Origin of the sequence: Pseudarthrobacter cremeus (assembly GCF_051857465.1) — a bacterium.
GTDB lineage: Bacteria > Actinomycetota > Actinomycetes > Actinomycetales > Micrococcaceae > Arthrobacter.
In genome coordinates this window covers 55,245-67,999 of record NZ_JBPZHC010000014.1, presented here as the reverse complement: position 1 = coordinate 67,999, position 12,755 = coordinate 55,245, and the positions used below count along the sequence as shown (strand labels likewise).

The 12,755-nt window shown below is 65.5% G+C and carries 9 protein-coding genes and 1 tRNA gene; 4 read left to right on the top strand and 6 right to left on the bottom strand.

Annotated elements, in window-relative coordinates; translation table 11 throughout:
- Window positions 1–308: 308 nt before the first annotated feature.
- From rho to argS, 6 genes are all read right to left on the bottom strand, one after another.
- On the bottom strand, window positions 309–2,591 hold the full coding sequence (rho, locus tag ACS5PJ_RS20210) for a transcription termination factor Rho (protein WP_439436649.1): 2,283 nt from the start codon (window positions 2,589–2,591) through the stop codon (window positions 309–311).
- 297 nt (window positions 2,592–2,888) lie between these two features.
- Window positions 2,889–3,845 (bottom strand): homoserine kinase, encoded by a 957-nt coding sequence (gene thrB / locus ACS5PJ_RS20205; RefSeq protein ID WP_439436653.1) that lies wholly within the window; start codon window positions 3,843–3,845, stop codon window positions 2,889–2,891.
- Window positions 3,846–3,865: 20 nt separating this feature from the next.
- On the bottom strand, window positions 3,866–4,972 hold the full coding sequence (gene thrC, locus ACS5PJ_RS20200; protein WP_439436648.1) for a threonine synthase: 1,107 nt from the start codon (window positions 4,970–4,972) through the stop codon (window positions 3,866–3,868).
- On the bottom strand, window positions 4,973–6,301 hold the full coding sequence (locus ACS5PJ_RS20195) for a homoserine dehydrogenase (RefSeq protein ID WP_439436647.1): 1,329 nt from the start codon (window positions 6,299–6,301) through the stop codon (window positions 4,973–4,975).
- On the bottom strand, window positions 6,302–7,816 hold the full coding sequence (locus ACS5PJ_RS20190; protein ID WP_439436646.1) for a diaminopimelate decarboxylase family protein: 1,515 nt from the start codon (window positions 7,814–7,816) through the stop codon (window positions 6,302–6,304).
- A gap of 5 nt (window positions 7,817–7,821) precedes the next feature.
- Window positions 7,822–9,471, bottom strand: coding sequence for an arginine--tRNA ligase (argS, locus tag ACS5PJ_RS20185; RefSeq protein ID WP_439436645.1), 1,650 nt, complete (start codon window positions 9,469–9,471; stop codon window positions 7,822–7,824).
- A 145-nt stretch (window positions 9,472–9,616) separates the two neighbouring features.
- Between argS and ACS5PJ_RS20180 the strand changes: the two genes are divergently transcribed.
- The 4 genes from ACS5PJ_RS20180 to ACS5PJ_RS20165 all read left to right on the top strand — a co-directional run bounded on the left by ACS5PJ_RS20180 (window position 9,617) and on the right by ACS5PJ_RS20165 (window position 12,717).
- Window positions 9,617–10,102 carry an FMN-binding protein gene (locus ACS5PJ_RS20180; RefSeq protein WP_439436644.1) on the top strand — a complete coding sequence of 162 codons (486 nt, stop codon included), beginning with the start codon at window positions 9,617–9,619 and terminating at the stop codon, window positions 10,100–10,102.
- A gap of 3 nt (window positions 10,103–10,105) precedes the next feature.
- Complete coding sequence (locus ACS5PJ_RS20175; protein WP_439436643.1) at window positions 10,106–10,978, top strand: FAD:protein FMN transferase; 873 nt, start codon at window positions 10,106–10,108, stop codon at window positions 10,976–10,978.
- A complete protein-coding gene (locus ACS5PJ_RS20170; RefSeq protein WP_439436642.1) occupies window positions 10,975–12,567 on the top strand; it encodes an FAD-dependent oxidoreductase in 1,593 nt (530 codons plus the stop codon). Before ACS5PJ_RS20175 ends, ACS5PJ_RS20170 begins: the two co-directional genes overlap by 4 nt.
- Window positions 12,568–12,644: 77 nt before the next feature.
- Window positions 12,645–12,717 (top strand) — tRNA-Arg (locus ACS5PJ_RS20165).
- Window positions 12,718–12,755 lie beyond the last annotated feature (38 nt).

Below are 12,755 nucleotides of genomic sequence, written 5' to 3'. Positions count from 1 at the left end.
CCAACAAACTCAACAACCGGCCACGCCCCACACTGAACCTCGAGACCCCCAAACAACGTATGCGCCAACTCATCGCCGCCGCAGCCTAGCCCCAAAGTTGCAACGACCCATTGACTTTGAGGGCCCTTTTTGGGCTCAAAGTGACCCCGCGTTGCTCCTGGTGCGGCGGAACCGCTTAACGACGAACCGCTCAAAATATGCCGGCCAGGGAGTGGCTTCGGGCCTGCCGGAGCCGGGTGGCGGGGATCGTAGATCACAAGCCACCCGGCTGAGGGGCGGGGCCGGCATATTTTGAGCGGTGAGCTCAGCTACTTGTCGTTATCCGACTTCGCACCAAGCGTCGTCTTCTGGACCTGCATCAGGAACTCGACGTTGCTCTGGGTCTCCCGGATCTTGTTGGTCAGCAGCTCAAGGCTCTGCTGCGTTTCGAGTCCGGAGAGGACGCGGCGCAGCTTCCACATGATCTTGACTTCCTCGGGGGAAAGCAGGTTCTCTTCGCGGCGGGTACCGGACGCGTTGACGTCCACTGCCGGGAAGATGCGCTTGTCCGCCAGCTGGCGGGACAGGCGGAGCTCCATGTTGCCGGTGCCCTTGAACTCTTCGAAGATGACCTCGTCCATCTTGGAACCGGTCTCCACGAGGGCCGTTGCCAGAATGGTCAGCGAGCCGCCGTTTTCGATGTTGCGGGCTGCACCGAAGAACCGCTTGGGCGGGTACAGCGCGGCGGAGTCGACACCACCGGACAGGATGCGGCCGGAGGCCGGTGCTGCCAGGTTGTAGGCACGGCCCAGGCGGGTCATGGAGTCCAGCAGGACCACCACGTCCATGCCCATTTCCACGAGGCGCTTGGCGCGTTCGATGGAGAGCTCGGCCACGGTGGTGTGGTCATCGGCAGGACGGTCGAAGGTGGAGGCAATGACCTCGCCCTTGACAGTGCGCTGCATGTCCGTGACTTCTTCAGGCCGTTCGTCGACCAGCACCATCATGAGGTGGACCTCAGGGTTGTTCGTGGTGATGGCGTTGGCGATGGACTGCAGGATGAGCGTCTTTCCGGCCTTGGGCGGGGAGACGATCAGGCCACGCTGGCCCTTGCCGATCGGGGCGACCAGGTCAATGACGCGGGGGCCGATCTTCTTGGGGTCGGTCTCGAGGCGCAGCCGCTCGGACGGGTACAGCGGAACCAGCTTGGCGAATTCGACGCGGTCCTTGAGCTCTTCCGGCGTCTTTCCGTTGACGGAGGTGATGCGGACCAGGGCGTTGAACTTCTGGCGGGCGGACTGCTGGCTGCGGTCTTCGCCTTCACGCGGTGCACGGATGGCGCCGACTACGGCGTCGCCCTTGCGCAGGTTGTACTTCTTGACCTGGGCGAGGGAAACGTAGACGTCGTTCGGGCCCGGCAGGTAACCGGAGGTGCGGATGAACGCGTAGTTCTCGAGGACATCCAGGATGCCGGCGACCGGCAGCAGGACGTCGTCCTCGGTGACCTCGACGTCGTCAACGTCAGGACCCTGGGCACGGCCCCGACGGCGGTCGTTGCGGTCGCGGAAACGGTCGTTGCGGGAGTTGTCCCGGTTGTCGCGGCCGTCCCGGTTGTCCTGGCCGCCTGGGCGGTCATTACGGTCGTTCCGGTCACGGCGGTTCCGGCGGTTCCGGCGGCTGCCGCCGTCGGCGTCGTCGCTGTCGCGGGTGTTGTCGCGGTTGCCTTCACGCTGTCCGGCGTCACGGCTGCCTGCGTTGTCCCTGCCACCGTCGGTGGTTTCGCGGACGTTGGCTTCGCGGACGTTGGCTTCGCGGACGTTGGCTTCGCGGCCGCCGGTTTCGCGGACGTTGGTGTCACGGGCACCGCGGGTACGGCCGGCGTCACGACGGTCAGAGCGCTGTCCGTCGCCGGATTCCGCGCCCTGGGCGTCAGTGCGCGGGGTTTCGCCCTGCTGGGTTTCGCCGCGCTGGCTTTCGGTGCGCTGGCCCTCCGTGCGTTCGGCCTGGCGCTGCTCAGCTGCGGGCTGCTCGGACGGTGCTTCAGCGGATTCCGCTGCCTGCGAGGTCGTTGCGGCAGCCTCGCCGCGACGACGGTTGCGGGTTCGCGGCTGGCGGCGGTCGCCGGCGCCTTCCCCTGCCACGCCGGACTCTGCCGGTGCGGGTGCTTCCGCCGGCGCAGCGGCCGGAGCCTCCGTGGCAGGTGCGGCGGCGGGTGCCGCTGCGGGGGCGGCAACCACACCGTCGCTGACTGCGCGGCGGCTGCGGCCACGGCCACGGGCGCGGGTTCCCTCGGCAACGGGGGCTTCGGCCGTCTCGCTGGCTGCCACCGGGGCCGCAGCAACGGCGACCTGGTGGTTTTCAGTCGCCTTTTCGGTGGCCTTCGCCGGCGCCTTGCTGGGCGAGGTTCCCGCCCGGTGGGCGGAAATGGCGGTCACCAGATCCCCCTTACGCATGCGGGATCCACCGGAAATCCCCAACTGGCTGGCAAGTGCCTGCAGCTGGGCGAGCTTCAGGCCGGCGAGGCCGCTGCTCTTGGTGGGTGCGGCCGTTGACGATCCGGCAGCAGAAGTTGATGTGTCCACAGCTGAAGACAGCTCAGTGGTTTCGGTCACGAAGGATCCTTCCCCCTCGACGGCGTCCAGACTGGGAGCTGGACGCGATGATTTGATCGGGCCGCAGTTCAGATCTGCAGCCGGGATTTCGGCCTTGCCGGTTGGATTTCGGCCAGCAGGGCCGGATATTGATTCACCAAACGCACCGATTAATGACGGAACGCTGGACTGTCGATTCAGGGGCAGACACTTCTTGCTGCAGATTCCTGCGACAGACCAAGCAGGTGGCACCGGAAAACATTGCGCAGTAGGAGACCGAAAAGCAACAAAGTGCAATAACAGGTCAGATAGGCGGAATTACCGCCGGTGCAAGTCCACCTTAGCACCTTCAACGTCCACTGCCAGCTTCAGCACGCGCCAGCCGACTCCCGGCGTGTTGGCAGTCGTGAACGCGTCGATGAACGTCAGGACATCGGCGGCTTCAGCCTCGCCGTTGGCGAGCACCAGGACAGTGGGCCCGGCCCCGGAAACCACTGCGGCGTGGCCCGCATTACGCAGGGACCTGATCAGTGCCGCGCTGGGACGCATGGCCTCGGCACGGTAACTCTGATGAAGATAATCCTCGGTTCCGGCGAGCAGGAATTCCGGCTTCTGCGTCAACGCGTGGATGAGCAGCGCAGCGCGGCCGGAGTTCATTGCCGCCGCGTGATGACCCACTGACGCGGGGAGCAACGCGCGCGCCGCCTCAGTGGACAGTTCGAAGTCCGGGACTGCGACGATGGGGATCACCGAAGCGCTAACCGTGGCGCAGGTGCTGCTGTACCGGTCACTGTCCTGCCACGACAGCGCCAGTCCGCCGAAAATCGCCGGGGCGACGTTGTCCGGGTGGCCTTCCATTTCGCTGGTCAGCTGCAGGATCCAGTCCCGCCCACGCTGCTTTGCCTCCGGCACGAGGGCGTTCGCTGCGGAAACAGCGGCCACCACGGCCGATGCCGAGGAGCCAAGGCCCCGGCCGTGCGGGTTGACGTTCTGCGCTGTGATCCCGAGCCCGCCGTGCCTGTAGCCAAGCCGGACAAAAGCAGCCTCCATGGCCCGGACCACCAGGTGGCTGCCATCCCGTGGGAGGGTGTCAGCCCCTTCGCCGCTGAGCTCGAACACCAACTCGTCTGTTTCGAGGCTCTCCACTGTCAGGGTGTCGTGCAGTGCCAGGGCCAGGCCCAGGCTGTCGTATCCCGGGCCAAGATTGGCGCTGGTGGCCGGGACCGTGACGGTGACGCGTTGTCCTGACGCAATGACGGGAAGGTCAACGGCCATGGGCGAGGTGGTTTTCAAGGCTATTTTTCTTCCAGTCCCAGTTCAGCTGCAACAGTGACAACGTCATTGGAGACCTTCACGGGCTGCACTTCGCTGCCGTCCTCGGTGCGCAGGGCCCACTGGGGATCCTTGAGGCCATGCCCGGTCACGGTGATGACGATGGTCTTGCCGGTGGGAACCTCGCCGGCGGCGTGCTTCTTGAGGAGTCCTGCCACGCCTGCCGCGGAGCCGGGTTCAACGAAGACGCCTTCCTTCGCGGACAGCCAGCGGTGGGCATCAAGGATCTGCTCATCGGTGACCGCATCGATGAATCCACCGGACTCGTCACGCGCGGCGATGGCGCCGTCCCAGGAGGCGGGGTTGCCGATCCGGATGGCTGTCGCGATGGTGTCCGGCTCCGTGATGGGGTGCCCGGCAACGAACGGTGCGGCGCCAGCAGCCTGGTAGCCCCACATCTGCGGGGTCTTCGTGGACACTGCAGGCAGGGTCCCTGCGGTTTCTGACTCGAACGGGGCCGAGTACTCCTTGTAGCCCTTCCAGTAGGCCGTGATGTTGCCGGCGTTGCCCACAGGCAGAATATGGATGTCCGGGGCGTCGCCAAGTGCGTCGACGACCTCGAAAGCCCCCGTCTTCTGGCCCTGGATGCGGGCGGGGTTGACGGAGTTCACCAGGAACACCGGGTAGGACTCCCCCAGCTTCCGTGCAATGTCCAGGCAGTTGTCGAAGTTGCCGTCCACCTGCAGCAAGGTGGCGCCGTGCGCGATGGCCTGGCTCAGCTTGCCCATGGAGATCTTGCCCTCGGGCACCAGCACTGCGCACTGCAGGCCTGCGGCGGTGGCGTAGGCAGCGGCGGAGGCCGAGGTGTTGCCTGTGGACGCGCACACCACGGCCTTGGCGCCCGAGGCGACGGCCGCGGTCATGGCCATGGTCATGCCCCGGTCCTTGAACGAACCGGTGGGGTTCATGCCCTCCACCTTGAGGTAGACGGTGGACCCGGTGAGTTCAGAGAGCTTCTGCGCATGGACGAGCGGAGTGCCGCCCTCGCCCAGCGTGATGACCCTGGTGGATTCCGTGACGGGCAGTCGGTCAGCGTATTCGCGGATAACGCCGCGCCATTGGTGAGCCACTTAGACTCCTTCTACCCGCAGAACGGATGTAACTGAATTGATGACGTCCAGGCCCTTGACGGCCTCGACGGTGGCCGCGAGGGCAGCCTCTGAAGCGCGGTGCGTGACGATCCGCAGTTCGGCGGACTCGACGTTTGACTCGGCGTCCTTGTGAATGGTCTGCCGCATGATTTCGATCGAGACGCCGTGCTCCGCGAATAGCTGGGCGATCCGTGCCAGGACCCCGGGCTGGTCGGCGACGTCGAGGCCGATGTAGTAGCTGGTGGTTGCCGCCTCGATTGGCAGTGCCCGGACATGGCCGGTGGTGGTTTCGGTGCGCTGGGGCCCGCCCAGGACAAGGCGGCGGGCCGCCGAAACGAGGTCACCCAGCACGGCAGACGCCGTCGGGGTTCCACCGGCGCCCTGGCCGTAGAACATCAGTTCACCTGCGTTTTCCGCTTCGATGAACACGGCGTTGAACGCCCCGCGGACGGCGGCCAGCGGGTGTTCCCGGGGAAGCAGCGTCGGATGCACGCGCACCGAAACGCCCTCGCCGCCGCCTGTTTCTGTGTCTGCGACGGTCAGCTTTTCGGCAATCGCCAACAGCTTGATCACAAAACCGGCGTCCTTCGCCGCGGCGATGTCGGCAGCGCTGACGTTGGTGATGCCTTCGCAGTGGACGTTCTCCAGCGCGAACCGCGTGTGGAAGGACAGCGTGGCCAGGATGGCGGCCTTCGCGGCGGCGTCGTGGCCTTCGATGTCGGCAGTAGGGTCCGCTTCCGCGTAGCCGAGGCGCTGGGCTTCGGCGAGGGCGTCCGCAAACTGGGCGCCGGTCGAATCCATCTGGTCCAGGATGAAGTTCGTGGTTCCGTTGACGATGCCCAGCACGCGGGTGATCCGGTCGCCCGAAAGGCTGTCACGGATGGGGCGCAGGATGGGGATGGCACCGGCCACGGCAGCTTCGAAGGACAGCTGTACGCCGGCTTTGTCGGCCGCCTCGAAGAGGGTGGGGCCGTCCTGGGCAAGCAGGGCCTTGTTGCCCGTGACAACGCAGGCGCCGTTGCTCAGCGCGGACAGAATCAGCGTGCGGGCCGGCTCAATGCCGCCCATCAGCTCGATCACCAGATCGGCATCCTTGACCAGGGTGTCGGCGTCGGTGGTGAACAGTTCCTGCGGCAGGTCGACATCGCGCTTGGCATTGACGTTCCGCACGGCGATGCCGCTAAGCTGCAGTCTGGCACCGGTTCGGGCGGCCAGGGCGTCGGCGTCCTCAATGAGAATCCGCGCAACCTGGGCCCCAACGTTGCCACAGCCCAGCAGGGCTACTTTCAGGGTTCGCAATTCAGTCATTCAGACTCCCATGTCGCGGTTGAGCAGATCTTCTTCGGTTTCCCCGCGGACAATCAGCCGGGAAGATCCGTCGCGCACCGCGACAACGCCCGGCCGGGCCAGATAGTTGTAGTTACTCGACAGGGCCCAGCAGTAGGCGCCGGTACCCGGTACAGCAAGCAGATCACCGGCTGCCACGTCCTCGGGCAGATATACATCTCTAACAACTATGTCGCCGCTCTCGCAATGTTTGCCCACCACGCGGGACAGTTGCGGTGCGGCGTCAGAGGTGCGCGAGGCGAGAATCGCCGAATAATCCGCGTCGTACAGCACCGGGCGGGCGTTATCGCTCATGCCGCCGTCCACCGACACATAGCGGCGGGGATACGTAACGTTCCCTTCGGCGGTTTCACCGCTCTCGCCGGCAACGCCGCCTTCTGCGGCGGGTGCTGCGGCCGGCGCGTCGACGCGGACAGTCTTCAGGGTGCCCACCTCATACAGCGTGAAGGCGGTGCTGCCCACAATGGCGCGGCCCGGCTCAATCGAGATCCGTGGGGATTTGATGCCCAGTTCGGCGCACGTGGAACGCACGACGGCGGCCATCGCCTGCGCGATCTCTGCTGCCGGGCGGGGCGTGTCCACCGGGGTGTAGGCAATGCCGTAGCCGCCGCCAAGGTCAAGTTCGGGCAGCACAATGGAGTACTTTTCCTGCATCGCGGCGAGGAATCGAAGAAGCTTTTGGGCGGCCAGGGCAAAGCCGTCGGGTTCGAAAATCTGCGACCCGATGTGGCAGTGCAGGCCCAGCAATTCAATGCCGGAATAGGCGGTGGCCGCTGCCACTGCTTCCTCGGCTGCCGAGAGGCCGGCCTCTTCGGTGGTGTCCTCCGCCATCGAAAGGCCGAACTTCTGGTCCTCGTGGGCGGTGGCGATGAACTCGTGGGTGTGAGCGTGAACGCCCGGGGTCAGCCGCAGCATCACCTTGGCGGTTTCGCCACGGTTTCCTGCAATCCTGGCGACGCGCTCGAGTTCGTCGAGGCTGTCCACCACGATCCGGCCCAGTTTCATGTCCAGGGCGCGGTGGATTTCGGCGTCGGACTTGTTGTTGCCGTGCAGGGCAACGTCGGCCCCGGGGATGCCGGCCCTCGCAGCGACGGCCAGCTCTCCACCCGAGGCTGTGTCCAGCCGAAGGCCCTCTTCCTCGACCCACCGCACTACAGCGGAGCACAGGAAGGACTTGCCGGCGTAGTAAACGTCCACTCCCCCGCAGATGTCAGCGAACGCATCATTGAAGGCGTCGCTGAACGCGCGGGCGCGCGCCCGGAAATCGTTCTCGCTCATGACGAACAGTGGCGTTCCGTACTGGCGCTGCAGCTCACTGACCGGGATGCCGGCGATGGCGAGTTCGCCGCCGTCGTTTCGCTGGACGTCCTGGGCCCAGAGCGGCTGGTGCAGGGCATTCAGATCAGCAGGCATGGCAAGCCATTCGGGAGCCAACGGCGATGCGTGATCAGCGGAGGTCGAAGGCTGTACTGGCATGGCGGTCACATCCGTTCCGGCGCGGAAACGCCAAGGAGGTGCAGGCCGTTGGCCAGCACCTGGCTGGTGGCGTCGTTGAGCCAGAGGCGGGTGCGGTTGACGTCTGTCACCGGATCCTCGCCCATGGGGGCGATCCGGCAGGCGTCGTACCAGCGGTGGTACGCACCGGCAATGACCTCGAGGTGACGGGCCACGCGGTGCGGCTCGCGCAGTTCAGCGGCCTTCGCCACGATGGACGGGTAGCTGCCCAGGTAGGACAGCAACTCGTTCTCGGTGGCGTGGTCCAGCAGGGAGGCCTCAAAGGCGCTGCGGTCCACACCGGCGGCGACAGCGTTGCGAGCTGCGCCGCGGGTCCGCGCGTGGGCATATTGGACGTAGAAGACCGGATTCTCGTTGCTGTGCTTCTTCAGCAGGTCAGGGTCCAGTGTCAGCGGCGAGTCCGCCGGGAAGCGGGCCAGGGAATAGCGCACGGCGTCCTTACCGAGCCAGTCGATAAGGTCCTTGAGCTCGATGATATTGCCGGCACGCTTGGACAGCTTGGCACCGTTGACCGAAACCAGCTGGCCGATCAGCACCTCGATGTTGACCTCGGGGTCATCCCCGGCGGCGGCAGCAATGGCCTTGAGCCGGTTGATGTAGCCGTGGTGGTCCGCGCCGAGCAGGTAGATCTTCTCGGTGTAGCCGCGGTCCTTCTTGGACAGGTAGTAAGCGGCGTCGGCGGCGAAATAGGTAGGCTCGCCGTTCGCCCGGATCATGACCCGGTCCTTGTCGTCACCGAAGTCGGTGGTCCGCAGCCAGACCGCACCGCCGTCGTCGAACACGTGGCCCTGTTCGCGGAGGCGGGCTACGGCACTTTCAATAGCGCCGGCGTCGTGCAGTTCCTGCTCGGAGAAGAACACATCGAAATCGACGCCGAAATCGGCGAGCGTGGCTTTGATGTCCTTCATCTGGGCTTCGTAAGCGGCGGCGCGGATGACCGGGATGGCCGCCACTTCGGTCAGTTCGCGGATGTCCGGGTGCGCAGTGAGAACCTCGTGGCCAAGGTCGGCGATGTACTGGCCGGGGTAGCCGCCGTCGGGGACGGGAAGTCCGTGGAGGCGGTTGTAGACCGACTGCGCGAAGACGTTCATCTGGGTGCCGGCGTCGTTGATGTAGTACTCGGCGGTGACTTCCGCGCCGGAAGCACGCAGCACCCGGGCGATGGCGTCACCGAGGGCGGCCCAGCGGGTGTGCCCGATGTGCAGCGGACCGGTGGGGTTGGCGGAGACGAACTCCATATTCACGGTGTGGCCGGCGAGCGCGGTGTTGGTGCCGTACTGCGGGCCCGCCTCGACGATTGCTTTGGCGAGCGCACCGGCTGCGCCGGCATCCACGGTGATGTTAAGGAAACCGGGTCCGGCGATGTCTACCGCGGAAACGCCGTCGATCGACTTCAGCCGGGCGCTGAGCACAGTGGCGAATTCGCGGGGGTTGGTGCCCGCCGGTTTGGCCAGCTGGAGGGCGATGTTGGTGGCCCAGTCTCCGTGCTCCCGGTTCTTCGGTCGCTCCACGCGCACCTCATCAGGGACAGCTGATGCTGAAAGCGCTATTTCGCCGGCGGCGACAGCGTCTTTCAGGCAGGCGGATATGGCGAGGGAGAGTTCTTCGGGAGTCACCCCTCTAGCCTACCGGGGGGCGCCACGTGGACGAATTTGAGCGTTGGGCGTCACAGCGCTCACAGGCACAATCACAGGGTGAACCATTACGCTGAATCCGACGTTGAGTACACCGTAAGCACCCAGCCACGAAACGAGACCCTTCATGAGACCGTCAGTCCGCAAGAGTGTTTTCGCCGGAGTCGCCGGCCTTTCCCTGGCGGGGACGGTGGCCGGCTGCGCGCCCTCCGCCACCCAGGGTGCAACGGACCCCGCTGCCACCGCCGGCTCCTCGTCCGCCGCCCCTTCCACTGCATCGCCTTCGGGCACCGCATCCTCCCTGGCAAGCAGCGGCTCCGTCTACCGGGACGGCACCTATAGCGCTGACGGCACCTACGTCTCCCCCAACGGGACCGAAACCGTTGGGGTGGAGCTGACGTTGGCTTCCGGAACTGTTACTGCGGTCAATATCACCCAGCATCCGTCCAATCCGAACACCAGGAAGTTCCAGGGCGAGTTCGCCGGCGGCATTGCGGGGCAGATCGTGGGCAAGAGCATCGACGAGCTCAACGTGTCCAAGGTCGCCGGATCCTCGCTGACAAGCGGCGGCTTCAACAAGGCACTCGAGACGATCAAGGCCGAGGCCAAGTAGGCCGTGCCGAACGCGGAGTGGGCGGACTTCACCTTCGACGGGATCGGCACCCGCTGGGAAATCTCCTCGCCCCGGCCGCTGGACGGTTCAGTCCGTTCGCGGCTGCTGGACGTCGTGGAGAAGTACGACGGCGAGTGGTCGCGGTTCCGGCCTGATTCGACGGTAAGTGCCATGGCCCGGCAGCCCGGGCGCTACGAACTGTCTCCCGAGGCTGCTGCACTCGGCCGCCTGTACCGGTCCCTGTACGAAGTCACTGACGGAGCAATGACTCCGTTGATCGGCGGCAGCCTGGAACAACTGGGGTACGACGCAACCTACTCCCTGATCCCTGCAGGTTCCCCGGTGCCTGCACCGCGCTGGGAGGATGCGCTGGAATGGGACGGCACCGTCCTGACCACCACGGCGCCGTTTGTCCTCGACATTGGCGCCGCAGGAAAGGGCCAGCTCGTGGACCTCCTGGCGGCCGAGCTGCGCACCGGCGGCGTGGATTCCTTTGTGATTGATGCCAGCGGTGACCTGCTGCATTGCGGCACGGATCCGCTGCGGGTGGCGCTGGAACATCCGTTCGACCCGGCGAAGGCAATCGGCACCGTATCGCTGGCCGGCGGGGCATTGTGCGCTTCAGCCGCAAACCGGCGGGCGTGGGGCGACGGCCTGCATCATGTGCTGGATGGCACCACGGGGCACCCGGTCAGTACGGCTGTGGCCACCTGGACCATGGCGGAGAGCACCATGGTGGCCGATGCCTTGGCGACGGCGTTGTTCTTCGCCACGGGCGCCGAGCTGGAACGTACTTTCGATTTCTCCTGGCTGGTGGTTTTTTCTGATGGGAGCGCTGCCTTTTCATCCGGCTTTGAAGGGACACTGTTCACATGAGTCCTGTTGATGCCCCGAAAGCAGGTGCCGCTGTTTCACCTGCGGGCCGGTTGGACACCCTGCTGGGCAAGTACACGATGTACCGGCTCATCCTGCTGGTGCTGGCCGTCCTCGCGGGCTACAGCCTCCTGCTCAATGCGTTGGGCTGGCTCACGTTCGGTATGCCGCAGATGCTGGTGCACCTGGCGGTGTGCCTGGGCCTGACCTATCTTTCCAACAGGGGGCTGGCGGCGCTGTTTCAGGTGCGTCCGCATTCGGAGTCTTCCCTGATTACGGGCCTGCTTCTGTATTTCCTGTTCTGGCCCACCTTTGCGCCATTGGACATGGCGGGCGTGGCCCTGGCATGTGTGCTGGCCTCCGCCTCCAAGTACGCATTGGCCTGGCGCGGCCGTCATATCTTCAACCCAGCGGCCGCCGGCGCTTTTGTGACCGGGCTGACCGGGCTGAACATCGCCACATGGTGGGCGGCGACACCTGCGATGTTGTGGCTGCTGGTCCCGGGGATCCTGATGGTGCTGTACCGGACCCGGAAATTCCTCATGGCAGCGGTGTTCCTGGTGGTTGCCACCACGATCATTACCGCGGAACTGCTGCAGGCCGAGCTTTCCTTCGGTAACGCACTCTGGCAGGCACTGGCGCAGAGGCCGCTGCTCTTCTTTGTCGGTTTCATGCTGACCGAGCCGTTAACGCTTCCGCCGCGCCGTTGGCAGCAGCTCGCGCTGGCCGCTGTGGTGGGCGTGGTGTTTGCGGTGCCGTACAACTTTGGTTTCATCGCCAATTCGCCGGAGCTTGCCCTGCTGCTGGGCAACCTGTTGGCTTTCCTGGTGGGCCAGCGCGGAGGGCTGAAACTTCGGTTTGCCGGGTCACGGGCTTTGACGCCCAGCACCACGGAGTTTGTTTTTGAACCATCCAGGCCGGTCCGTTTCCTCCCGGGCCAGTACATGGAACTGGACCTGCCGCATGCCCAGTCGGACGGCAAGGGCCGGCGCCGGGTGTTCAGCCTGACCAGTTCGCCCGATTCGGGCACCGTGAAATTTGGCATCCGTACGGCGGAACCACTTTCCGCCGCCAAGAAGGTTCTGCTGGCGCTGAAACCGGGTGACGAGGTTGCGGCCACATCCGTGGGAGGAGACTTCGTCCTGCCGCGCGATCCCAAGGAACCTGTCCTCCTCATCGCGGCCGGCATCGGCATCACGCCATTCTTGGCGCACCTCTCCTCGGGTGCCGCCCGGGAACGGGATGTGGTGCTGTTGCTCCTGGCACGCAATGCCGAGGAAATTGCCTACGCGAGCGAGTTGCAGGCTTCCGGCGCTCGCATCCTGGCGCGGCTGGCGGACGGCTCCGCTCCCCCGTCATTCATTACCGACGCAGGCGCTTCCGGCGCAGGCGCGGGTGGTGCTGGTGCCGGTAGTGCTGGTGCCGGGAGATCAGGCCGGCTGGACGGGACGTTGCTGCGGGCGCTGGTTCCCGACATCAACGAGCGATCGGTGTACGTGTCCGGGTCGCCTGCAAGTGTTGCTTCGCTGCGGCGCGCGGCCCGGAAAGCGGGCGCCCGGCGTGTGCACGTGGACTCTTTTGCGGGCTACTGACCGGGCGTTTTCCATTGCAGGCCACCTTCCTGCTAAGCTCTAGGACGTCCCGCTGGAAACGGCAGGATCCCTGGATTGCCCTCGTAGCTCAGGGGATAGAGCGTCTGCCTCCGGAGCAGAAGGTCGTAGGTTCGAATCCTATCGAGGGCACATAAGAAACCCCCACCGCATTTTGTCGCGGTGGGGGT